Source organism: Cytobacillus purgationiresistens, assembly GCF_030813235.1.
In the GTDB taxonomy this organism is placed as follows: Bacteria; Bacillota; Bacilli; order Bacillales; family Cytobacillaceae; genus Cytobacillus; species Cytobacillus purgationiresistens.
The window spans coordinates 12743-35474 of sequence record NZ_JAUSUB010000034.1; the positions used below are offsets into that span (position 1 = coordinate 12743).

Annotated in this window: 24 protein-coding genes, 1 pseudogene and 1 riboswitch; of the genes and pseudogenes, 14 read left to right on the forward strand and 11 right to left on the reverse strand. The window is 38.3% G+C overall.

From position 1 onward, the window contains the following. Nucleotides 1–97: 97 nt before the first annotated feature. From J2S17_RS24460 to J2S17_RS24490, 7 genes are all read left to right on the forward strand, one after another. Complete coding sequence (locus J2S17_RS24460; RefSeq protein ID WP_307478876.1) at nt 98–1039, forward strand: 3-hydroxyacyl-CoA dehydrogenase family protein; 942 nt, start codon at nt 98–100, stop codon at nt 1037–1039. 15 nt (nt 1040–1054) lie between these two features. Further along, nucleotides 1055–2389: a short-chain fatty acid transporter gene (locus tag J2S17_RS24465; RefSeq protein ID WP_307478879.1), complete on the forward strand. Its 1335-nt coding sequence runs from the start codon at nt 1055–1057 to the stop codon at nt 2387–2389. Nucleotides 2390–2413: 24 nt separating this feature from the next. Further along, entirely contained in the window at nt 2414–3091 is a 678-nt protein-coding gene (locus J2S17_RS24470; protein WP_307478881.1) for a cyclase family protein, read from the forward strand. A 27-nt stretch (nt 3092–3118) separates the two neighbouring features. Further along, a complete protein-coding gene (locus tag J2S17_RS24475; RefSeq protein WP_307478884.1) occupies nt 3119–4180 on the forward strand; it encodes a zinc-dependent alcohol dehydrogenase in 1062 nt (353 codons plus the stop codon). Between the two features lie 23 nt (nt 4181–4203). Continuing rightward, the gene (locus tag J2S17_RS24480) at nt 4204–4896 is read left to right on the forward strand and encodes a carboxymuconolactone decarboxylase family protein (RefSeq protein WP_307478887.1); all 693 of its coding nucleotides are present in this window, start codon (nt 4204–4206) and stop codon (nt 4894–4896) included. Nucleotides 4897–5240: 344 nt separating this feature from the next. Next, entirely contained in the window at nt 5241–5462 is a 222-nt protein-coding gene (locus J2S17_RS24485) for a hypothetical protein (protein WP_307478890.1), read from the forward strand. Nucleotides 5463–5488: 26 nt separating this feature from the next. Continuing rightward, a complete protein-coding gene (locus tag J2S17_RS24490) occupies nt 5489–5740 on the forward strand; it encodes a hypothetical protein (RefSeq protein ID WP_307478892.1) in 252 nt (83 codons plus the stop codon). A gap of 36 nt (nt 5741–5776) precedes the next feature. Here the strand turns inward: J2S17_RS24490 and J2S17_RS24495 are convergent, their stop codons facing one another. The 7 genes from J2S17_RS24495 to J2S17_RS24525 form a co-directional block, all read right to left on the reverse strand. Beyond that, nucleotides 5777–7069: a hemolysin family protein gene (locus J2S17_RS24495; RefSeq protein ID WP_307478895.1), complete on the reverse strand. Its 1293-nt coding sequence runs from the start codon at nt 7067–7069 to the stop codon at nt 5777–5779. Nucleotides 7070–7215: 146 nt separating this feature from the next. Continuing rightward, nucleotides 7216–7674, reverse strand: coding sequence for a MerR family transcriptional regulator (locus J2S17_RS24500; protein ID WP_307478898.1), 459 nt, complete (start codon nt 7672–7674; stop codon nt 7216–7218). A gap of 1408 nt (nt 7675–9082) precedes the next feature. Continuing rightward, a complete protein-coding gene (locus J2S17_RS24505) occupies nt 9083–10114 on the reverse strand; it encodes a DUF2804 domain-containing protein (protein ID WP_307478900.1) in 1032 nt (343 codons plus the stop codon). After that, nucleotides 10077–10970 (reverse strand): alpha/beta fold hydrolase, encoded by an 894-nt coding sequence (locus tag J2S17_RS24510; protein WP_307478903.1) that lies wholly within the window; start codon nt 10968–10970, stop codon nt 10077–10079. The genes J2S17_RS24505 and J2S17_RS24510 overlap by 38 nt, the downstream gene beginning before the upstream one ends. 12 nt (nt 10971–10982) lie before the next feature. Further along, nucleotides 10983–11624, reverse strand: coding sequence for an alpha/beta family hydrolase (locus J2S17_RS24515; protein WP_307478906.1), 642 nt, complete (start codon nt 11622–11624; stop codon nt 10983–10985). A 5-nt stretch (nt 11625–11629) separates the two neighbouring features. Then, a complete protein-coding gene (locus tag J2S17_RS24520) occupies nt 11630–12088 on the reverse strand; it encodes a GNAT family N-acetyltransferase (protein ID WP_307478908.1) in 459 nt (152 codons plus the stop codon). Next, nucleotides 12085–12909, reverse strand: coding sequence for a lipid II flippase Amj family protein (locus J2S17_RS24525; protein WP_307478909.1), 825 nt, complete (start codon nt 12907–12909; stop codon nt 12085–12087). Before J2S17_RS24525 ends, J2S17_RS24520 begins: the two co-directional genes overlap by 4 nt. A 387-nt stretch (nt 12910–13296) precedes the next feature. Between J2S17_RS24525 and J2S17_RS24530 the strand changes: the two genes are divergently transcribed. The 3 genes from J2S17_RS24530 (at nt 13297) to J2S17_RS24540 (ending at nt 15361) form a co-directional block, all read left to right on the forward strand. After that, on the forward strand, nt 13297–14052 hold the full coding sequence (locus tag J2S17_RS24530) for a GTP pyrophosphokinase (protein WP_307478911.1): 756 nt from the start codon (nt 13297–13299) through the stop codon (nt 14050–14052). Continuing rightward, entirely contained in the window at nt 14049–14483 is a 435-nt protein-coding gene (locus tag J2S17_RS24535; RefSeq protein WP_307478913.1) for a DUF5392 family protein, read from the forward strand. Before J2S17_RS24530 ends, J2S17_RS24535 begins: the two co-directional genes overlap by 4 nt. A 266-nt stretch (nt 14484–14749) precedes the next feature. Then, nucleotides 14750–15361 carry a TetR/AcrR family transcriptional regulator gene (locus J2S17_RS24540; protein ID WP_307478915.1) on the forward strand — a complete coding sequence of 204 codons (612 nt, stop codon included), beginning with the start codon at nt 14750–14752 and terminating at the stop codon, nt 15359–15361. Nucleotides 15362–15697: 336 nt separating this feature from the next. Here the strand turns inward: J2S17_RS24540 and J2S17_RS24545 are convergent, their stop codons facing one another. The 3 genes from J2S17_RS24545 to J2S17_RS24555 all read right to left on the reverse strand — a co-directional run bounded on the left by J2S17_RS24545 (nt 15698) and on the right by J2S17_RS24555 (nt 17530). Continuing rightward, nucleotides 15698–15976, reverse strand: a complete 279-nt coding sequence (locus J2S17_RS24545; protein ID WP_307478918.1) for a hypothetical protein — start codon at nt 15974–15976, stop codon at nt 15698–15700. Nucleotides 15977–15991: 15 nt separating this feature from the next. Continuing rightward, complete coding sequence (gene fosM / locus J2S17_RS24550; protein ID WP_307478921.1) at nt 15992–16414, reverse strand: FosM family fosfomycin resistance protein; 423 nt, start codon at nt 16412–16414, stop codon at nt 15992–15994. 423 nt (nt 16415–16837) lie between these two features. Then, nucleotides 16838–17530: a DUF1287 domain-containing protein gene (locus J2S17_RS24555; RefSeq protein WP_307478924.1), complete on the reverse strand. Its 693-nt coding sequence runs from the start codon at nt 17528–17530 to the stop codon at nt 16838–16840. A 173-nt stretch (nt 17531–17703) separates the two neighbouring features. On the opposite strand from J2S17_RS24555, the gene J2S17_RS24560 reads away from it, so the two are divergent. The 3 genes and pseudogenes from J2S17_RS24560 to J2S17_RS24570 all read left to right on the forward strand — a co-directional run. Beyond that, nucleotides 17704–18204: a GNAT family N-acetyltransferase gene (locus J2S17_RS24560; RefSeq protein WP_307478926.1), complete on the forward strand. Its 501-nt coding sequence runs from the start codon at nt 17704–17706 to the stop codon at nt 18202–18204. A gap of 146 nt (nt 18205–18350) precedes the next feature. Further along, entirely contained in the window at nt 18351–19013 is a 663-nt protein-coding gene (locus tag J2S17_RS24565; RefSeq protein ID WP_370875118.1) for a cobalamin B12-binding domain-containing protein, read from the forward strand. 210 nt (nt 19014–19223) lie between these two features. Further along, nucleotides 19224–19562 (forward strand): annotated as a pseudogene (locus tag J2S17_RS24570) (IS1595 family transposase); the annotation flags it as partial. A 587-nt stretch (nt 19563–20149) separates the two neighbouring features. On the opposite strand, the gene J2S17_RS24575 reads toward J2S17_RS24570, so the two are convergent. Further along, nucleotides 20150–21334: a pyridoxal phosphate-dependent aminotransferase gene (locus tag J2S17_RS24575; RefSeq protein WP_307478932.1), complete on the reverse strand. Its 1185-nt coding sequence runs from the start codon at nt 21332–21334 to the stop codon at nt 20150–20152. Nucleotides 21335–21527: 193 nt separating this feature from the next. Next, nucleotides 21528–21633: riboswitch (SAM riboswitch) on the forward strand. A gap of 91 nt (nt 21634–21724) precedes the next feature. Here J2S17_RS24575 and J2S17_RS24580 point away from each other — a divergent pair. Further along, on the forward strand, nt 21725–22549 hold the full coding sequence (locus J2S17_RS24580) for a MetQ/NlpA family ABC transporter substrate-binding protein (RefSeq protein WP_307478934.1): 825 nt from the start codon (nt 21725–21727) through the stop codon (nt 22547–22549). The last annotated feature ends 183 nt before the right edge of the window (nt 22550–22732 follow it).

Consider the following 22732-nt stretch of genomic DNA (forward strand, 5'->3'; position numbering starts at 1 on the left):
GTTTATGTTTTTTCTTATTTTCTTTGGGATAGCTGGGTTTTTTGTATTCTTTCAGAAAATTCAGGTGCATTCAACATCATCAAGAGGGGGAGGGTTTATGACTGAAACAACTAAACCAATTGCTGTGATAGGCGCAGGAACGATGGGAGCCGGCCTTGCACAGCTATTTGCTAGCAATAGCCATTCAGTGATATTAATAGATGCAAATCCTGAAACATTAACAGGCGCACTTGCAAGAATCAGAGGGCAATTACAGAATCAAGCTGAGTTCGGTTTCTTGCAGACAGATATTGAACAAGTTCTAGCTAATATAGAGGTCTCGGGAAAATTAGAGAATGTAAAAGAGGCTTGGTTAGTGATTGAAGCGATACCAGAAAAAAAAGAATTAAAGCAGGCTCTGTTAAGTGAACTTGAAGAGGTGACTTCAGCTGATACGATTCTCGCAACAAATACTTCAGGTATATCAATCGATCATTTGGCAGAGGGCTTAAAGTATCCGAAAAGATTTATTGGTACCCATTTCTTTATGCCAGCAGAGATCATCCCGCTGGTAGAGGTAATTAAGGGAAAGGCAACGTCAGATGTGACAGTTGATAGAGTGATGGCACTGCTAGAAACGGTGAAAAAAAAGCCAGTGTTAATTAAGAAGGACATACCAGGCTTCATTGGCAACCGCATTCAGCATGCCATGGCAAGGGAAGCCATCTTTTTATTAGAGGAAGGTGTAGCAACTGCTGAAGATATTGATACCGTCGTACGCTGGAGCTTAGGGCCGAGATTATTATTTACAGGTCCATTGGAGCAAAGAGATTTAAATGGATTGGACGTCCACTTGCATATTGCTTCCTATTTATATAAGGAATTGGAAAATCGGACGAGTCCCGCACCGATGTTAGCAAGCAAAGTCGCAAATAACGAATTAGGGCTTAAATCGGGTCAAGGATTTTATGATTGGAAAGATAAAGATCAGCAGACGATTTTAGAAAAGAAAAATACTGATATTTTGAAATTAATGAAAGCGCTTCAAAGCATAGAATAAGATTGGGGGTATTGAATGATGGAAAGATTAACAAACTTTTTTACAAACTTAATGAGAAGATTCCTTCCTGATGCTTTTGTTTTTGCTATTGGACTTACGATTTTAACGATGATTCTAGCAATGGTGGTTGAAGGGCAAGGAGTGCAAGAAATGGTCCTTGCTTGGGGAGATGGATTTTGGGATTTACTAGCGTTTACGACACAGATGGCAGTTATTTTAGCAATGGGTTATGTATTAGCAACGGCTCCCATAACAGATAAGCTGCTTAATAAAATTGCAGCAAAGGTTCATACACCAAAAGGGGCCATTATGGTCGCTACATTGGTGGGGGCACTCGGAAGTTATCTTAACTGGGGGTTCGGACTAGTAATCGGCGGAATCATTGCCAGAAAGCTTGCAATGAATGTAAAGGGTGTACATTATCCGCTCATTATTGCTGCAGCTTATAGCGGTTTTACATTCTATGGTTTAGGTTTATCAGCCAGTATTCCGGTATTAATTTCTACACCTGGACATCCTTTAGAAGCATCAATGGGAATCATTCCATTAGCTGAGACGATCTTTTCTCTGCCGATGATCATTACAGCTATTGTTCTTCTTGTGACATTGCCTTTTGTCAATGCTGCGCTTCATCCGAAGAAAAAGGAAAATATCATTGAGATAAATCCAGCACTTTATGAAGAGAAGTCAGCAGTGGCATCTAATGTCTTAGAAGATAACACGTTAGCGACAAGATTAAATAATAGCCGTTTCCTTTCATACGCAATTGGGATCATCGGACTTGTATATGTATTCTGGTATTTCTTGGATGGGAATACTTTGAATCTAAATATCATTAATTTCATCATTCTTTTCTTAGGAATCATTTTACTAGGTACACCAGCCAAATATATGCAAAGCTTAAATAGTGGAATTGGTACGATTTCAGGAATCATTCTTCAGTTCCCATTTTACGCAGGAATCATGGCCATTATGGCCTCATCTGGTTTAGTGGATACGATTGCTGCGGCTTTCGTCAATTTTTCAACAGCACAGAGCTTACCATTCTGGGGAATAGTTAGTTCGTTTTTCATCAATTTCTTTGCACCATCAGCCGGCGGTCACTGGGTTGTTCAAGGTCCCTTTATGATTGATGCAGCGAAGGAGCTTGGTGCATCCATCAGCCAAACATCGATGTCAGTAATGCTTGGGAATGCCTGGAATGATCTTGTACAACCTTTCTGGATACTGCCTGCTCTTGCATTATCAAAATTGAAGCTAAAAGACATTATGGGTTATTTGGTTATGATCATGTTTTATGTTGGAATCATTTATGTAGCAGCGTGTCTCATTTGGGGTTATTTCTTATAAAATCAGGTAACGGAGGGGAAATCAATGAAAGTAGTAGATTTATCAGTGTTGTTGTATGATGGGCTTGTTTCATTCCCATCGCATCCAAAGGTTGTATTTATGGATCATATTACACATGATTTTTCAAAACCGAGATATCAGGCACCGTGTGAAGGATATGCAAGTAAAACGATTATCATGTCAGATCATAGCGGTACACATATGGATGCACCATATCACTTTTTCAAGGATGGGTTAACGATTGAAAACATCCCGATTGATGCAACAATGGGTGATGCCCTATTAGTGGATGTGTCACATAAGGATCCTAGTGAAGCTGTTTCAAAGGAAATGATAGAAGCCGTGGTTGAAAGGGATCAGCTTGAAGTGAAGGAAAATGATATCGTCTTATTTAGATGCTGGCCTGGTGAATGGAATGCGGAAGGTTTCCATCAATGTAAGTCCCTTGCGCCTTCAGTTGCAGAATGGGTGATTGAAAAGAAAGTAAAAGCGATAGGACTGGACTTGCCGAATGCTGATATTAATGACAATATGCAGCGGACGGTTCACCTGGAGCTGCTTGGAAGAAATATCATGATTTTCGAAAACATTGTTAACTTGGAAAAGCTTTCGAAAAAGCATTTTTATTTTATGGGTACGCCTCTCAATTTAAAAGGGATGACAGGCTCTCCAATTAGAGCGTTAGCGATTGAAGAATGGTAAGCCTATAAGTAGAGGAGGATTTGAGCAATGAAGGCTATTGTAAAAAGTAAAAGAGGTCAAGGGGTGGAAGTAAGGGAAGTATCTGCCCCGGTACTCCATGAAGATGATGTAATGGTAAGAGTAGAAGCAGCGAGTATTTGCGGAAGTGACCTCCATATGTATGAAGGCATGGATGCCTATGAATGGGTATCTACGCCAGTGACTTTAGGACATGAATTTGCAGGTACTGTCGTGAAGGTAAATAAGCAGGACCATGAGCATCTATTAAATAAAACAGTAGTTATCAATCCTTATATTCCTTGTGGACACTGCCATAACTGTCAAAAAGGAAACACGAATCTTTGTGACCATGGTGAAGGCGGGATGGCTAAGGTTCCAGCAAAGTCCCTGCGCTATGGCTTCCGTGAAAATGGTGGGATGGCAGAATATGCTGCGATTCATTTCCGCAATGTGCTGCCAATTCCAGAAACAGTGCCTATAGAAGTAGCTGGCATGCTTGAGGCAATCGGTATCGGTGTAAGGGCGATCGAGAGAGCTGAAATTCTCCCTGGTGATACCGCTGTAGTGATTGGTCCAGGTCCAATTGGCTTATCAATGATTGCATCGCTATCTAATTACGGGTGTGAACGTCTTATTGTCACAGGTCTGACGAAGGATGAAGGCCGGTTACAGCTGGCGATGGAGTTAGGGGCAACCGATGTCATCTATGCTGATCAAGTAAATGCCATCGAAGCGATTGCACAATTAACAAATGGAAATGGCGTTGATCATGTTTTTGAAACGAGCGGTTTTCATGAATCCCTCACTGATGGGGTGCGCATGTGCACGAAGGGTGGAGAAATCCTGTTGGTTGGTATTAGTTCAAAAGAATCGATCCTGCCAACCAATGAAATTGTCAGAGGCGAAATCACTGTTAAAGGCGTGTATGGTGTAACTGAAAAAACAATGAAGCGAGCGATTTCCATGGCTGCCTCAGGTAAATATCCATACGAAAAGCTAGTTTCTCACGTTTTTCCCCTAGATGAGGCAGTAAAAGGGTTCGAAGCAGGTCTTGCGAAAGAAGCAATCAAGGTGATATTAAAGCCATAGATCATTTAGGGAGGAGAGTTGTGGTGAAAGGACTAAATGAGTTTGATCTAATGAAAAAATATGCCTCTCATGTACATGAAGCTGTTGCTACAATGAATGAAGCAATATTTGCTGACGGATCTCTTAGTAAAAAAGAAAAGCATTTGATTCTCATTGGTGTGAACGCAGGCAGAAGATATGAAGATAGCATGCTTTTTCATACAAAAGAAGCGCTTATATCAGGTGCATCAGCCGAGGAAATAGCGGATGTCCTTTCGACTTGTATCATTTCGCGAGGTATTCCCGCTTGGCTGTCTGGAATTGAAGCAATTAAATTAGCTGTGAATGAAGGAAGCAATGATACGGTGGTTCTGAATACCGAGAAAGGTAAAGAATTTCAATCAGTAGAAGAATGCATCACCTACTATGAAAATGAATTTGACACTTTACCTGACTGGGTGGCTCTCTTAAAACAGTTTAATCCCGACGTACTGTACAAATATAGCAACCTAAGAAATGCCATATTGACCGATCATTGTGTATCAAGAAAATTAAAAGAGCTAACATTAACAGCCATCAACATTTGTGATCAATATGAAAAAGGTATTAATATCCATCTTAAAAATGCAAGAAACCTCGGTGCAACAGAGGATGAGATAGCAGAAGTATCGTTGTTATGCATGTTTGCATCAGGTATTTCAGGCTGGAGGACAGGCAGCGCCTATTTGGAAAAATAATATGAAATGACCGGATATTGTGAGTAAGTGCAATATTCGGTTTTTTTTTAAAGGTTGATGACGAGAAAGAGTCAGAACATAAGAGTACACAAAATCTAAGCGCATTTTTCCTCTACTCTATCTTTTTCATAAATAAAAGGACGATCGTAACATCACCAATTTCACTCTAAACAGAATCCTTCAAGATTTTCACATGAGTCAAGTGCTGTGGCAGAGGCACAGCCTTGTTGCATAAAATAAAAGGTCAATCATTTTACAGTTCAGATAGAACGAATGGAAGAAATTTGTTATGATAGACCTATATATGGCCGAAGAATATGAATTTTTATAAAGGAGTGGCGTGAATGACTGGTATTGTTGCAGTGGTTATGGTTTTTTCTATTCCGATTATTGCAATTGTTTCACATCATTTTCAAGCACAGACAAAGGTTAAGGCGAAAATGATTGAAAATCAACTCGAGTTGGAAAAGCTGAAAAATGAAAACTATATGCTGGAAACGGAAAGAATGAGAATCGATCTAGAAAAGCAGCTTAAAATAGAGGACCATAAAGAAAAGTTCATTTGATTTAAAGCTTTGAGGAGGATAAATATTTGTTATCAATTCCATTAACAATTTTGTTGGTGCTTTTTATGGCGTTATCAATCATTACAACTATAAAGAAAAGAAAACTGGCAGGTGCAACGGGGCATAAGTCAGCATTAACGCCGATTTGTTTCTACTCAATAGCCATTGTAGCAATCATTGCATTCTGGTTTGATTTAGCAGGACTTATCAGTTGGGTACTCATCATCATTTTACTGGGGTTAGGTGCTTATTTTACAAAATATTTACCTGTAAAATAAAGAGCTTGGAGGAATATCCAAGCTCTTTATGCAGTATTATAATTTTTTAACCTCTAAATAATGAATTTGGTGACCATCAATTTCGTTCACAGTGAACAAATATCCATCCATTTCAAGTTGACTGCCAAGCTTGGCATCAAAATTGAAAGTAAGGAACCAGCCTCCAATCGTATCGATTTCATCATCAGGTAGGTCTATATCCAGCAGGTGGTTCACATCGTCAATGAGAAGCTTTGCATCTAAAATATAATGACCATCCTTAACCTTTCTTATTTCTGGGATTTCATCTTCATCAAATTCATCTCGAATTTCACCGACAATTTCCTCAATAATATCCTCAACAGTGACCAATCCAGAAGTGCCGCCATACTCATCCATTAAGATGGCGATATGTGTGCGATCTTTTTGCATTTTAACCAATAAATCATTAATCGGCACTGTCTCAATGACACGGATGACGGGGTTTATGAAATGATGAATCGATAATTGGCGTGCTTCATTTGGCTGAAGATTTGCTGTTAAAAACTCTTTTACATTAATAAATCCAACTATATTGTCTTTATCACCATCTACAACAGGGTATCTGGTATATCGCTCTGTTTTAATGGTTTCCATAATTTCATAGAAAGAATCCTCGACTGAGAAAGTAACTATTTCAGTACGGGGAACCATAATCTCCTTGGCAATTCTTTCATCGAATTCAAAAATATTATTCATATACTTTAATTCGTTTTTATTAATTTCACCGCTCTTATAGCTTTCGGACATTAAAATGCGCAACTCTTCCTCCGAGTGAGCAAGCTCGTGTTCGGATGCAGGCTTCAATCCAAACAATCCAACAAGGAGACGAGCAGCCCCGTTAAGTACCCAAATAAAAGGATACATGATTCGGTAGAACCAAATAATTGGTTTGGCGAATAATAGTGTAACGGCTTCTGCTTTTTGAATGGCAACGGTTTTAGGTGCAAGTTCACCAACTACAACATGCAGGAAGGTAACGAGTGCGAATGCAATACCAAAAGAAATAATATGTGTAACAGATGTACCTAGATTTAACTTTTCAAATAATGGGTGAAGTAAGCGCTCAACAGTCGGTTCACCCAACCATCCAAGTCCTAATGCGGTGACTGTAATACCAAGCTGACAGGCAGATAAGTATTCATCCAGATGGGTTACAACCTTCTTAGCGGATATCGCCTTTTTATTGCCTTCAGCAATCAATTGGTCAAGCTTAGACATACGGACTTTAACAATCGCAAATTCCGTTGATACGAAAAAGGCAGTTAATGCAATTAATAAAACAATCATAAATAAATTAAACGTTGTCAAATGATGTAGTCTTACAAAAGTAAGACTTCCACCTCCTATTGAGAGATTAAATGGTACAGCTTAATTGAGGTTCAGGAAGTGATTATTACCATCTAAATGTCTTATCTTTAAATTGTCCTATTTATCTGCGTACAATGCCTAAAATATCACTTTAGAAGTAATAACAATGTTTGTATGAGGGACATACTTTCTGATGAGACTTTATTTTTAATGAATGCCTGACTTTGGGCATCACTTTTATCAAGATGAGCTAATACCTCTGAAACCTCTTCTTTTAGACCGTTAATTTTAATCCGCAGTTCACGAACATCAATTTCTTCTGCTTCATTGACGTCTTTCTCCAGCAACTTCTTCTTTATATCCACTAATGACATTCCATCGCTTTTCCACTGCTCAATTAAATGCAGTCTTTCAATCGCGGAATGGTCATAGTATCGGTAGTTTGAAGGAGAACGTTCTGCTTCAAGCAGGCCGAGATTTGTATAATGATCGACCGTTCTTTTTGTTAAGTTTACTCTTTCTGCTAATTCCCCTATTTTTAGTTTCTCGTTCCCAACGTAATACCCCCGAACTGTAACGTGATGGTTTATAATTAAATTATACATCTGATTTTTGATTTTGACAATGGATTTGAAAGAGAGATGAATTACGCGAATATATGGAAACTTATTTAGGATTAGTTCGTATTTCTACTTAAAGGTCACTCATGAGTGAAGTGTGAGGAGGTGCAAATTTGGCTGATTCGATTCTGATAATTTTTTTAATGATCCCTGTATATTTGGTATTATTGTGGACTTACTTTTACCCTGAAGAGAGTATATTATGAGGAAAAAGCGGATGCACAATGAAGAACCCGAAGTATCTAAAGGAGCTATTCATTATAGTAAAACAGCAGCGTTGATTTCCATTGTATTCTTAAGCATTGTGTTAATTATTCCAATTATTTCTTTGCTTTAAAATCTGGTATCCGGAAAACTACTCTATTAGAACAAGATTTCAAAGCAAAAGCGGGATTCTATGTTCTAATCCAATGATTAGAACAAGCTTTCAAAGCAAAAGCGGGATTCTATGTTCTAATCCAATGATTAGAACAAGCTTTCAAAGCAAAAGCGAGATTTAATGTTCTAATCCAGTGATTAGAACAAGCTTTCAAAGCAAAAGCGGGATTCTATGTTCTAATCCAGTGATTAGAACAAGCTTTCAAAGCAAAAGCGGGATTCTATGTTCTAATCCAATGATTAGAACAAGCTTTCAAAGCAAAAGCGGGATTCTATGTTCTAATCCAATGATTAGAACAAGCTTTCAAAGCAAAAGCGAGATTTAATGTTCTAATCCAGTGATTAGAACAAGCTTTCAAAGCAAAAGCGAGATTTTATGTTCTAATCCAATGATTAGAACAAGCTTTCAAAGCAAAGGCGGGATTCTATGTTCTTATCCAGTGATTAGAACAAGCTTTCAAAGCAAAAGCGGGATTCTATGTTCTAATCCAATGATTAGAACAAGCTTTCAAAGCAAAAGCGGGATTTTATGTTCTAATCCAGTGATTAGAACAAGATTTCAAAGCAAAAGAGGGATTTTATGTTCTAATCCAGTGATTAGAACAAGCTTTCAAAGCAAAAGCGGGATTCTATGTTCTAATCCAGTGATTAGAACAAGCTTTCAAAGCAAAAGCAGGATTCTATGTTCTAATCCAGTGATTAGAACAAGCTTTCAAAGCAAAAGCGGGATTCTATGTTCTAATCCAATGATTAGAACAAGCTTTCAAAGCAAAAGCGGGATTTTATGTTCTAATCCAGTGATTAGAACAAGATTTCAAAGCAAAAGCGGGATTCTATGTTCTAATCCAAGATTTCATGCTCTAATAATTCACACCAGATATTTAAGCACAACAGAGCTAATTTTCTGAATTTGAACCCCGCAAAAAATTCCACTACTTTGTACTGCTCTAAAACAAATCAAGTTCGGTACTATTCAGGGGCGAGATTACCGACCCCAATACATACACCCATAACCTCACCAGCGATTATAAACCCGTTCAGCAAATCCAAGAAAATCTTTCACATCTAGGACTTTCCCATTATCAAGCACCGCTTTTCCAGTGAATTTCCCAAACACTTGATGCTGGTCGCTTGCAATCAGTCCGACTGAAGTGTGATCGGCACGGTCTAAAATTGGTTTGAAATTCATTTCAAAGCGATTGTCATTTGATGTGAATGACCAAGGCTGAAGGTAATCGTAATTATTTCCATTCATTGGAATATGAAATTCAACTTTATCAAGCTTATGTGCAACTCCATCATAAAACAGCATATTTTCGCTAGCAGCTGAAGTGTTCCCAAATCCGTAGCCAATATTGAAGCCGAAAGTTTTGTCGCCAATCATACCTGAAGTAGATCCCCAATACCATGTGTTTTTATATGTCCACACGCCTCTGCCCCAATCTAAAACTGCGAATGAGTCATCAGCATCAAAATGAAAGGTTTCTTCACCTAGTACCACCTCACCTTGCGCGCGCATGCAGTTTATCTTTTGATTGTAATAGAATGCTTTTCGGTCCTGGGGAAATGGGGTAGCGATAACCATCGAATCCCGTGGCTCGTTACTTAGAATGATATCGCAAGCAAATGGGTCTCCATTGTGAAAATTCTTCATCGAACATCGTAATCTGCGATGATTGTCTTCATGGAGAAATGCCATAGAGATTCGATTGTCAGTATAAGCGATATCTCCTTCTTTAGAAGAGGAAGGCAGACCCAGCTTGCCAAAGGTAAACGGTTTAATGATGCTTTCCGTTTTGAACCAGGCTTGTTTGAAATCGATAAATGATATGCTAAGCAGCCCCATATAGGAATTATCCGCAATCGTTAACGCAACAGCATAATCATCATTTGCAATTAGATAATAATCCCATTCCTTAATTCGATAGCCTTTAGCTTTAATATCCTGGCGATGATAATCGAGTAAAAGCTCAGTTGCATAGCCTGGCTCATTAAGTTCGCCGGAAGGATTAAGGAGCTTTTTCTTCGCTGTAAGTTTCGTTTGCATCAGATGTTCCTCGCTTTCTTATTAGGGAAAATGCTTGAATCATCGTTTTGAACTTATTTACCTCTTCAAGGTATGGAAAATGGTTACTCTCTTCAAAAGTAAACAGAGTCGAGTTGGGTAATAGTTCAGCAATCTCTTCCGAAAAAGGGAGCGGGCATTGTGCGTCATAACGGCCGCAGTATACAAAAAATGGAACATCTATAGCAGGGAGCCATTCTCTCACATCATAATTCGGCAAATCTTTATAAGAGTAATAATCAAGCCGTTTTGGTACAACTCTTCCACTGCTGGGTTTTGAAAAATATGTATCATAATGCTCAGGTTGATATAAGGACATCTCGGTCCATTCACGATTCACTTTTACACGTTCAGGCCGTGACGATTCTGATGATCCCAGGACAGTCAATATTTTTCGCAGTCTTTTATTGAGAGGACTCTCTTTGCAATACATGCTGCCTGGGTGGTACATATAATGTTTGGAAGCTGTAGAACCGCCACTCAATACTCTCGTTAATGACTGCCCAAAATGAGCGCTATAAACAAGTGCAAGCATACCTCCAGTTGAGTGGCCAGCAAAGCCCCATTTATCAATGTTGAGAGATTCGCGAATTGCCTCCAAATCTTTGCAGCTCTCAACCATGCTTAATTCATCATCGGACATAGACTGGCAGGACTGCCCAGCATCTTTTAAATTCACTAAGTATACTTTAAAATGATCGGTGAACGGATCAGCAAAATAATAACCCAATTCATTAAAAGCACTATATAGATGCGTGATGCACAAAGGCTCGCCACGTCCACTCGTATATACTTCAAAGCTCCCTCTGTTTGTTTCAATTATTTCTCTTTCCCACATCATTTTTTCCTCCTATTTTAAAAATAACCTTAGCGAAGATATAACTGTTTTTAATGCATCTAGGGAGGATAAAGAATCATATGGTGTGATATCTAATGCATGATTGGCTTGGTTTATAGTGGTTACATGAATATTGTTGTTTACTTTAAGTGCCTCAATTTTTGCTGAATCAAAATGAGGGTCTTGATCACCGATGACAATATATGTTGATTGATTGGTCTTTAATACTGATTGGTACACCTCATCAAATGAGAAAAGTGGAGTGAGGAGCATCATTTTAGCTTCCAGATAATCATTTGCCTTCATTAAATGCATCGCAATTGGAATCGTTCCTAGGGATTTCCCTAAAAAAAGATAAGACTGGTAATGATGCAGTTTAGCCACATCTAATAGGACTGCTCGAACATCCTCTGTAATGACTTGCGAGATCTTAGAAAGGTCACTTTGGAGAAATCCTTTTTCATAACCATAATGAATATGAACCACGTCATATCCTTTTTCAAGCATCAGCATCGTCGAATAATAGAGGAGAGGCCTCTCATATGTATAGCCGCTCCCTGAGAACATATAGCAAATGGTATCTGCGCCATTTGTTATATGTGTATATGTGAGAGCTTTCCCGTTGGTAAACACAGATTGTTTTGTTTGCTTCAATTTCCTCACCTGCTTTCTATGGAGTAGACTGCTTGCTTCGCTCCAAACCTTATAATCGTATCGTGTTTTATCATTCCAAGCTTTTCTAAGAGTCTGCATGAGTGTTGATTGGCTGCTTGTGTTTCAGCAAAGATTTGTGTGAATTTCAAATCAATTAGGGCATATTCCAGTACAGCTTGAATTGATTCAAAAGCGTACCCTTTTCCCCAACATTCTGGACGGAATTGATAGGATAATTCGTTGTTTATACCGTCATGATATGGGCCAATCGAGATAAGACCGATTAAACCCTCCTCAAGCTTATGACGAACAGTCCAATGCATTTCAGAATGTGGAAGCCGATCAACGTGGCGCGGTCCTCCCAAATAAGCTCTGACTTTTTCATCTAAATACAATTCTTGGATTTCTCTTAAGTCATTCATCATGTCAACAGACTGAATAATACATCTCGTGGTTTCAATCATTTCATCATCCCGAGAAACTTGGATGCCCAGGCAATATAATAGGCACCAGGGATAAAGAGGAGCTGAGCAACAATGGTTCCCATTAATCTTGATGTCACCATTGTCACCGAGGCAACCTTCAAATAAGTATATTTCCCTTTTCCATTAGTAACTGAGTCAGCTAATACTGACAGTTTAGGATCAATCAATGTAGACAGCAGGATTGTCGCTACTCCATTGATAAGCCCTGAAGCCATTACAGCAGTCATCTGATATTCGGGTGCGATCACGGCGGCGTAAAGTGCAGAGAGAACACCGATTGTATAGACGGCCGTCACGATCATGTTGATGACGAATAATCTCATTGGGATATGATGTCTCTTGATTCCTTTAAAAAAACTTAAGCTTGGCCATCTAAACAAGGAGAATGCCCTTTTTATGTAATAAGGAATGAATGCCTTCTTAACTAGTGCTGGTATTGAACCTTTTTCTTCAACGAGAAGGATAATGGCCCGTGAAAAAATAGCGACAAAGGTTGGAAGCAATATAGCCCCAATCATCGTACCCACTGTGGACGCGCCAATAAGTATGCGGTATTGATTTTCTATGAACCACAATAGGTTTTCTTCTGGAGCCGTGTCAACAAGATTTCCCGTAAATGGCTGTTGAATCATATTGGACATTCTTGAAATTATGACAATCGAATTAAATAGTGAAAGAGCAGATGCAATTAATTTCACCCTGGCACCTGATAATCTTACAGCATAAGCAAGCGTTTCTATGGTGTGAATGAGTAAGATAAATAGAAAAATGAGCAGTAATTTTACCGTAATAAACTCCATATCATTGACCTTCTTTTTTTTTCCTCATTATACCAAGGAATATGTTTGGAAAATAGAAAAAGTTCTCTTTTTAGAAATAAATGACATCGTGTCATAAATTATTTGACTTATGACATAATGTCATTTATGATGTAATTATTACGACATGACAACATGTCATTTTAGGAGGCATTACAATTGTGAACAAGCAACTCAATGATTTAGTAAAAAAGTTAGTTGCTCAAGGAATTGATGCAACCATTTGTAAAAAGCCAAAATGTGAGCAAATAAAAGCAATATAGATTAAACTGTCGAATACTGGGTGAAACATTGGTTTATTGCCATTGCCATAAATAAGCTTCTAACTTGAAATGAATATGAGCAAAATAGGTAATGAGGAGAATGAGGATGGAAAAACAAAAGATTGATACCAATCAAATGTTAATAACATTAAAAAAAGAAATGATGCGTTTTATGCTGACATATAAATTTGCTTTGGAGGAAATTAATACCAAAATAGATATCCTGACGCAGGAGTTTCAATATTTTCACGATTACAACCCAATTGAGCACGCGAAATCACGGCTGAAATCACCGGAAAGCATTTTAAAGAAAGTGGAGCGGAAAGGCTATGACTTCACACTGAACTCTATTCAAGAGAATATCCGTGATATTGCAGGCGTTCGCATTACATGTTCTTTTATTACCGATATTTATGAAATAAAGAATATGCTTGCAAAACAAAAAGACATCACAATCATCGAGTGTAAGGATTATATAAAGGACCCAAAGCCCAACGGATATCAAAGCATGCACTTAATCGTGCAAATCCCCGTGTTTATGTCAGATGGGGAAGAAAAAGTATTTGTGGAAATCCAGATTCGTACGATTGCGATGGATTTCTGGGCGAGCCTCGAACATAAGATTTATTATAAATATGATAAAGAAATACCGGAACAGATGAAAATAGAATTAAGTGAAGCAGCTGTGACTGCTGCACAGCTTGATCGGAAAATGGAAAGCATCCATCTTGAAATGAACAAGTTAAAAGAATTGAGCAAAGAAGAGGGTAACCCTGAAGAATTACTCATTCAAAATGAGAGGTTTCGATTACCTGCGAAATTTCTAAATATGAAAAAAATATTCGAGGAGGAAGGGACATGAACTTAAATCCATTTGCTGATTTGCCTGCCTTTGTACAAAAGGAAATGGAAAAAATAAATGAAAAAATAGCTCCATTTATGAAGAAGGCTTCTAAATTTGCATTATTTTCATTTCCGCTAATTGTTTTATCAATCATGAACTTAGCGATATTAATCTTTGCCGCACCTTATGAGGAAAATATGCTAATAACCATCATCATATATGCCATAATGGGCGCAGTCGGTATGGCTTTATCAAAGGAGTCCAAAATCAGGCGTAAAGAAGCTGAAAAGGTAAGCATTGATTATATAATTAATCGGATTAAACAAAGTGAATTCGCAACAGAACAAATGAAACAAAAGTATATTTCATTGATTAAAGAAAAACCAATCACGGCTATGCAGCGTTTTACAGAGTTCCTGCAAGATGAAAGAAGACGCTCCTTATATTAAGGCTCTTTTCTAAAGGATTGTTGTTTTTTCATAGGTTTTGATAAGACAAGCCATTGATAAAAAAGTCGATTGGAGCAGATGTGCGAGACTCCTGCGAGAGCAGCGGGACAGGTGAGGACCCGCAGGAGTGAAGCGGACGAGGAGGTTCACTGCCCGCCCCGTGGAAAGCGAGCACCAGGAGAGGAAATCAACGACTACCTGCCAAAAGCAACATAGTATACGAAAACAGCCTATATTAAAGACAAGAAGTATTGGGGGAGAAACCTTTGCCGAAGATCACATTTTTTAACTTGCCGAAGGAAAAACAGGATAAATTAGTATTTGCAGCAAGGCAGGAGTTTTCAAGAGTGCCGCTTTACCAAGCATCGATTACTAATATTATCAAGACTGCTAAGATTCCGCGGGGCAGCTTTTATCAATACTTTGAAGACAAAGAAGATGCTTTCTTCTTTTTATTGAATGAGCGGGTGGAAGCCAATAAAAATTACCTATTTACATTAATCAAACAACATGATGGTGATATTATTCAGACGATGGTTGATCTCTTCGAATTGATCATTTCAGAAGAGGAAGAGAACTTAAGTTTTTTGAAAAATATATTTCTTAATATGACACATCGCATTGAAACGGAATTCGAGAGAAGCTTTAATGATTATGATGCAAAAGAAATTAAAATAATTGAATTAAAATCACTTATCGATAAGTCAAAATTAAATTTATCGAACGATGAAGAACTAACTTATGTGATGAAGATTTTAATTTCTGTCATGATTAGAAGTGTCATTGATAAATTTTCACGAGAACTCTCAAACGAAGAGGCGATGCGTGGCTTCCGCATAGAAATCGATTTATTGAAAAGAGGTTTAGCTAAAAATTGAAGAAGAACTGTCTCAAAAGGCATTGGGGATTAGGTTGAATTTGTGAGATAGTGAGGAAAGGTAGGTCGATTAACTAAAGACGGAATGAGTCTGCAATAGCGAAAAGGGAACTGGATGAATAACTAAATATGTTCATCATCATCCCGGCTAATTATGTAAAGAGGTGTCGCAAAAATGATTCTAAATCACTTTTGCGACACCTTTTTTTAATCATTTTTCATTCTAGTAGCAGCTTCTAATCCTCAGGTCTTAAGGCAATCGGAATTGAAGGGAAGAACGCCTTTATTTCCTGTCTGTCTTAAGCATATGGGGCTGAACAGTCGCTTTCACATTTCGTTATAAGTTTAATTGGTAGAAGATGATGAAGATGAGTGCGACCATGATTAATATTAGAATTCCGTCTGTTTTTTTACTGATACTGCGATTGGCAATGGGTAGCAGGTTTAATAATTTTATACTGATAAAGGTAATCACACCTGTTGCTATTGCTCCAAGGATGATTGGCATATTATAAATATGTACATTGATATAGCGGATAATAATGATTGCTATGACAAGGGAAAACCCAATAAAGTGCCGCTTTAAAGTGAATTTTTGCTGTTGCTGTTCTTCCATATCAACATTCTCCTCTTATGTGAAAAAAAGCATATGCGGTTTTTCTTTTTTATAGTAATTTAAGCGATCCTGTAAGGTCCCTGTATGAAATTCAAATTTATGACCATCTGGATCGGTAAAATAAATGGACTTTTTGTCCTTTTCATCACGCCTCCGTCCAGGCAGAATATTGACGTCCAGCTCCATGAGCTTTGTATGCATGGCATCAAAGTCCTGCTCATCAATTGTGAATGCCATATGTGTGTAGGAGGCGTGAATTTCCGTTCGCGGTATGTCTTTTTCAAGATTTAATGCCAGCCATATACCGTGTAGATCAAAATATGCAGTTGTTCTGCCTTTAACCAATAGCTTAGCATCAAACACTTGCTCATAAAAGTGAATGGATTGTTCTAGATTAGATACGGAAAAGAGAAAATGGTTGATTCCTTGAATTTGCATGGTTATCTCCTTATTTGAGAATAGTATTGTGAAAAAATCACAATATTCCAAAATTATACACATAGATGGTATAATAAAGGCAGCAATGGATTAGGTGGTTTTTAGGGTAGTCTGCTCATCCCCAATAGGAAGGGGGTGCTGCTTTGACAGTTTTTGAGGCTTTGGTGTTTGCTTGTACATTTACAAGTTTAATCATGGCTGTTCTGTCATTTAATAACAATGATAAAAAATAATCCACTCAAACGCATAAGCGTAGGTGGATTTGTCGCTTTATAGCTGGCTGCCTTAGAGGGAACCATTCTATTGCAAGGTCGGATGGTGTTGCCGCACCACCGATCTTTTTTAATATATGCATCATTTTCAGTTTATTATACAATAGATTTTTTCTTATGTGAACAGGCTTGGCTTGTCTACTATCCAACTTTAGTACTTCCAGCGGTAATGACCTGCGATTGGGGTGGTAAATGAAGAAAGCCTGACCTCAGCTGCAAATGGCTGAATATTATGGATGAAATAAGGTGTCCCATCCTTTGCGCGTTTATCAGAAATGATGCCGACATGGTTAAAGTCCTTTTCTAAAAAAATAACGATGTCTCCAGCCTGCCATTCTTGTAAATTTTCTTTATCACCTTTTATCAGCTTAGTAGTTAATGACTGTGCAAACCGTTCCAGATATACAGCTTGATTAGGGACGCGCCTGAAATCAATATTCGGGTCTGGGACTCCATCGACTCTAGGGTACAAGTCTGTGTGATCAGAAATATCTTGATCCATCAAGTCCTTTAACTTGATGTTGGCGCCCATCAGCCCTCTCCAAATAACATCAGTACATACACCTTCATCATTAGGGGGATATCCACCCGCATAATAACTGCTTTTATATCGAGTATGCTGTTCGACCTCTATCCGGGCAGCATGAACTATATCCATTGCATCGGGAATCCCATTTTGGTTTCGGTCAATGGTTGCATAGTTATCTGGAATCTGGATGTCAGCTATAAAAGGTCTTTCAACATAGATACCAAGATGATCGAGAATCAGGCCGCCTTTGAAAAAATAAGAAAAAAGCAATATGATGATTAAAATCGACCCACTTAGCCAAAATGTCTTTTTCACACTTCGTCTCTCCTTTTTTATCATCTCAATGTGTATAGACGCTTGGTGAAAAGTTTTAGTTGCAAATATTTACTATCATTGGAAAAATAATATAAGTTTTTCATCAGTCATGACAATAGATTAATAGGGTATGAAATAAACAGGTTCACTCTCCCATGAAAGGATAATAAAAAATGTTAACAAATACGATCGTACGTACAATGAAAATAGAAGACATACCGCAAATACAAAAAGTGGCCAAGGAGAGCTGGAATGCCACCTATGAGGGAATTATTCCTAAGCAAGCACAAGAAAGCTTTTTACAATCTGCCTATAGTGACAAAATGCTTGTAAGAAGGTTAGAACAATCCGTTTTTTTTGTAGCCGAGTGGGATGATAGAATTATAGGATTTGCTAATTACTCTCAAATGCGAAAAGATGGGGAAGTAGAGCTCGGTGCTATTTACTTATCTCCTGGTGTTCAAGGGAAGGGATTGGGGACGGTCCTGTTGCAAGCAGGGATTGATCATTTTGACGATGTAAAAACCATAATGATCAATGTTGCAAAGGATAATAGAATTGGCAGGAATTTTTATGATGCCAAAGGCTTTCAGCAGATTGCTGAATTTGATGATCTTTTCAAAGGTCAGCTAATAGAAACGATTACCATGGTATTAAAAATAGATAAAAAATAAACACGATTTTCGGTGTTTTTTTGATAAGGATGGATAAAAGTGTATGCAGTATTTTTAACTTTCGATGTGAATGGAGTGAGCGGGATCTATCAGAATCGTTCAAGACTTGTTGATTAAGCGTGAAGTAATGGTACCGACGATAGGAGATGAGGATCATTTCTAAGAGCGAAAAGTTAGCGGCAATTTTTTTGAAAGGAGCAGTAACAGAAGCGTGGGACTATGTTGAAAATCATCAACATCTTTCCAATCTGGAAATCTATCAAGAACTTCTTACCCCAGCCATGAAACATATTGGATTGAAGTGGGAAAACTTTGAAATTACAGTTGCGGAGGAACATCTGGCCTCAGGTGTATGCGATTTGATTCTTACTAGACTAGGATTTAAGCACAAAAAGTCAATTCAAGAACTAAATGCCCCAAGAGCGATGTTTTTCTGTGTGGACTCAGAACAGCATTATTTAGGGCTGAAAATGGTTTCTAGTCTTTTTGAAGAGAAGGGCTGGAATGTACACTTCTTGGGTGCCAATCTACCAGTTCAGTATGCATTACAAGCCGCAAAAGATTGGAAGCCTGATGTAATTGGCATGTCTGTATCGATAGCAACCCATTTGCCAAAGCTAAGAGAATATACAGATGCATTTGCATGTCTGCCCAAGAAACCAGCTGTATTAATAGGTGGAAGACTGGCAGAGATATTTGATATAAATGCTTTTTCTACGGAGGAGCCAATGATTGTATCCAATTTATATGACACGAATAACTGGATAAAAGGATACCAAGCGGATGGGACGAAAAATGCATTTAATTGATTTTGATGTGCCCTTAGTCTTATTCGAGGGCCAGAGTTGGATCATTCATGCTTTTTGAGGCCAAAATGAAAACAAAAAGAGCAGACATTGCCGGTTCGTCGAGTTTATATCATGGCATAGTGAGGAAAATCACCAGTTTATAAGGGGATGAGTCATCAGGTAGGGCCCCTTGCGGCAAGGCAAGCCCTCTGCCCCTTGAGGTCTTAGAGGGTGCTTATTTCCGATGCTCACAATTCTTACAAATCTTATACGTCTAGTAACGATGTGGAGCACGTTATCATAAATAGCAGTAAGAAAGAATATGTAAAGAAAGGCATCTACCACCTCAATAATATTAATAATTATCATTTCCGTTTAAAGATATGGATAAGTCGTTTTAATGGTGTTTCTACGAAGTATTTACAACTTTATTTAGTGTGGTTTCAATTCCTCGACAATAGAAAAATGGAAAGTGATTTAAGCAAGAAAAAGCAAATGCTTATCTTGGCAAGTGTTCAAGGAACTTGGGAAACCGCAGATAAGTTAAGACTGAGAGATTTTGCATTCTAAGTGCCAAGATTATTCGTTTTTCACTGGAAATAAAAAATGAGCTGGGAAATGAATCTCCAAGCTCATTGCATTTCGGTGTCCATTTTCTACCAAATCATCAGTTAGTACAATAACTTACTTGTTCGAAGTATCCATAAACTGAGCGATAAAAAGGCTCCTTAAATTAGGAACCAATAAGACTTTGAAAAAGATGGACGGTCAAAATTGTTGTTAACAAGCACCCAAAGGAAGTTAATAATATTATTTTTCTATTGTCTTGCTTTTCTTTAGGTTTAATTAATTCATAAATCTGTACAATCCATATCGCCATAGTTACAAGGGATAGAACCCCGATGGACAAAACACTCACCTCCGAAAGATTGTTCAGACTTGTTGTTTATTTGAGCATAAAAAGAGAAACAAGAGTGTGTTTGGAAAATTATTTATTTCGCAGTGACCAAACTGTTTGTTTACTTGATCAACAAAACTGTTGCGTTAGTTTAAGTACATTCTTTCAACTTATTCATATTTTAACATAAATATCCATTTTGGGTGAATCTTATTTTATTTGATATATGGTAGAATTCATAATACCATTTTTCGATAAATCAACCTTTACCTTTATCATAGCCAAAAATATTTAGTTTTCCAATTCTAGTAACAGCCTCTTCTAACCTTGCTTCATCGACAAGTAAGCCTACGCGAACATAGCCTTCGCCGAATTCTCCAAAACCGTTGCCTGCTGCTACTGCAACATCTGCTTTTTCAAGGAGATAATCTGCAAATGATTCACTTGTGAAACCTTTTGGAATCGGCATCCATGCAAAGAAGGAACCAGCAGGAGCTTTAGCCTCCCAGCCAATTTTTTCACATGATGAAATGAAGGCATTGCGGCGTTGTTCATAGAGTGAAACAAGTTCAGTTACACTTGATTGATCACCAGTTAATGCGGCAGCGGCTGCTTTTTGTACAGCTGGGAAAAGACTGACATAGAGATGATCTTGTATAAGGTTTAGTGCTGCAATAATAGTTGGATTACCTACAGCAAAGCCAACGCGCCATCCAGCCATATTATATGTTTTCGACAGCGTGTACATTTCGATGCCGACATCCTTCGCTCCATCTATTTGCATGAAGCTTTCTGGCTTTTTGCCATCAAATCCAATCGCTCCATATGCAAAGTCATGTAAAATGGCAATATTGTGTTCTTTAGCGAATGCAATGGTTTCTTCAAAAAAAGCTTTATTTGCTGTCGCACCCGTAGGATTGTTTGGATAATTTAAGTATAGTAGCTTTGCTTCTTTCTTTTGCTCGTCCGAAAGCGCGCTGTAATCTGGCAGAAACTGATTTTCTTCTTTAAGCGGGAAAGTGTCAAACTTCACGTTTGCGAGCACCGCGCCAGATTCATAGTCAGGATAACCTGGATCAGGTAGCAGCATAAGCTCTCCTTCATTCAAAAGGCACATTGGCAATTCAACAAGGCCTGCTTTTGCGCCAAATAAAATGGCAACCTCAGTCTCAGGATCAATCTCCACACCATATTCTTTTTGATAAAAATCCGCTGCCGCTTTATTAAACTCATTTAATCCGCGAAAAGGGGAATATTTATGCGTCATTGGATCTTCTGCTGCACTTTGCAGCGCACTGACGATATGGGCTGGCGTCGGCTGATCCGGGTTGCCTTGTCCTAAGTTGATTACATCTCTTCCTTCAGCTTTAGCCTTTGCGACTTTACCGACAAGCGATGCGAAAAATTGCTCGGGTAACTTTTTTAAGCGATCAGAGAATTCCATGCTGACTCCACCTTTTGATAAATTGAATTTATAATAAATGAAAAATATTTTATATCACTACGATGGAATTTTATAATCAAACGATTAAATTGTCCAGCTTATTTACTGAAGATTATTTTTAAGATATATATTCGAAAGATTGACAAAGTATAAATAGAGTAGTAATATCATATCATGAAAATTGAATGATAAAAGCTTATCCAGAGCGACCGAGGGACATGGCCCTATGACGTCCGGCAACCCCCAATTATGGGAAGGTGCCAATTCCTGCAGAATGATAACATTCTGAAAGATAAGGCGAATATAGATATTTCTATGCCTCTTTCAGATGAAGGGGCATTTTTTATTGGCTGGAATCCTGGATAATCCTAATTTAAGGGGGAAAGACAGATGAAGAAGTGGTTCATTGCATTTAGTTTAGTATTATTAGCAGGTATACTCGCAGCTTGTGGCGGTTCAGATACAAGCGGGGAAAAAGTAGACGAAACAAAGGAATTAAAAATTGGCGCAACTGCAGGTCCTTACAGTGATATGCTGAAAAAAGCAATCATTCCTGGACTGGAAGAGAAGGGATATAAGGTGAAAATTGTTGAGTTCAGTGACTATATCCAGCCGAATAAAGCGCTTGACGAAGACGATATTCAAGCGAATCTCTTCCAGCATACAATCTATCTAGAAAACTTTGAAAAAGAAAATAATATGGATTTAACACCTTTAATCATTGTACCAACTGCGCCAATGGGCGTTTATTCTGAAGTCTATCAATCTCTTGAAGAAGTAAAAGACGGTGCGACAGTAGCCGTACCAAACGACCCAACAAATGTCGCTCGTGCATTCAATACACTGGAAGATGAAGGCCTCATTAAAATCGATCCAAATGCAGATCCGCTAACAGTTTCTGAGAAAGACATTGTTGAAAATGAAAAGAACCTAGTATTCCAGCCAATCGAAGCCGGCCAGCTTCCACGCTCAGTTGAAAGCGCAGACTTAGCAGCCGTCCCAGGCAACTTTGCCCTTGCAGCAAAAATGGACCTGCTTAGCGCACTCGCATTAGAAAATATGCTTGATAACTATCGCAATGTCGTTGCAGTAAAAGCTGATTACGAAGACACCCAATACGCGAAAGACATCAAAGAAATCGTCGAATCTGAACAATTCGAAAAAGTCATTGACGAAGAATTCCAAGGCTTCGGTAAGCCTGAGTGGATGCAATAATAATAAGGAAGAAACTGAGACCAGGTAGGGCTAGGGCCTGGTCTTTTTTTTGTGGTTGAAAGTGATGGTGTGTGTGCGGCTTGATAAAAGCGCGGAAGTGGCTAAAAAAAGAGTGTGAGTGACAAAAAAGTTTTGAGTGACTAAAAAGAGTGTGAGGTGCAGAATTATGAAGTGAGAACAGCG

Excerpts from the sequence above, each read along its gene's own strand:
- J2S17_RS24545 (WP_307478918.1), bottom strand. The coding sequence starts at position 15,976 with ATGGAAGAACAGCAACAGCAAAAATTCACTTTAAAGCGGCACTTTATT.
- J2S17_RS24580 (WP_307478934.1), top strand. The coding sequence starts at position 21,725 with ATGAAGAAGTGGTTCATTGCATTTAGTTTAGTATTATTAGCAGGTATA.
- J2S17_RS24505 (WP_307478900.1), bottom strand. The coding sequence starts at position 10,114 with ATGCAAACGAAACTTACAGCGAAGAAAAAGCTCCTTAATCCTTCCGGC.
- J2S17_RS24510 (WP_307478903.1), bottom strand. The coding sequence starts at position 10,970 with ATGTGGGAAAGAGAAATAATTGAAACAAACAGAGGGAGCTTTGAAGTA.
- J2S17_RS24465 (WP_307478879.1), top strand. The coding sequence starts at position 1,055 with ATGATGGAAAGATTAACAAACTTTTTTACAAACTTAATGAGAAGATTC.
- J2S17_RS24460 (WP_307478876.1), top strand. The coding sequence starts at position 98 with ATGACTGAAACAACTAAACCAATTGCTGTGATAGGCGCAGGAACGATG.
- fosM (WP_307478921.1), bottom strand. The coding sequence starts at position 16,414 with ATGCAAATTCAAGGAATCAACCATTTTCTCTTTTCCGTATCTAATCTA.
- J2S17_RS24475 (WP_307478884.1), top strand. The coding sequence starts at position 3,119 with ATGAAGGCTATTGTAAAAAGTAAAAGAGGTCAAGGGGTGGAAGTAAGG.
- J2S17_RS24535 (WP_307478913.1), top strand. The coding sequence starts at position 14,049 with ATGAACTTAAATCCATTTGCTGATTTGCCTGCCTTTGTACAAAAGGAA.
- J2S17_RS24575 (WP_307478932.1), bottom strand. The coding sequence starts at position 21,334 with ATGGAATTCTCTGATCGCTTAAAAAAGTTACCCGAGCAATTTTTCGCA.
- J2S17_RS24560 (WP_307478926.1), top strand. The coding sequence starts at position 17,704 with ATGTTAACAAATACGATCGTACGTACAATGAAAATAGAAGACATACCG.
- J2S17_RS24485 (WP_307478890.1), top strand. The coding sequence starts at position 5,241 with ATGACTGGTATTGTTGCAGTGGTTATGGTTTTTTCTATTCCGATTATT.
- J2S17_RS24500 (WP_307478898.1), bottom strand. The coding sequence starts at position 7,674 with ATGTATAATTTAATTATAAACCATCACGTTACAGTTCGGGGGTATTAC.
- J2S17_RS24470 (WP_307478881.1), top strand. The coding sequence starts at position 2,414 with ATGAAAGTAGTAGATTTATCAGTGTTGTTGTATGATGGGCTTGTTTCA.
- J2S17_RS24520 (WP_307478908.1), bottom strand. The coding sequence starts at position 12,088 with ATGATTGAAACCACGAGATGTATTATTCAGTCTGTTGACATGATGAAT.
- J2S17_RS24530 (WP_307478911.1), top strand. The coding sequence starts at position 13,297 with ATGGAAAAACAAAAGATTGATACCAATCAAATGTTAATAACATTAAAA.
- J2S17_RS24565 (WP_370875118.1), top strand. The coding sequence starts at position 18,351 with ATGAGGATCATTTCTAAGAGCGAAAAGTTAGCGGCAATTTTTTTGAAA.
- J2S17_RS24525 (WP_307478909.1), bottom strand. The coding sequence starts at position 12,909 with ATGGAGTTTATTACGGTAAAATTACTGCTCATTTTTCTATTTATCTTA.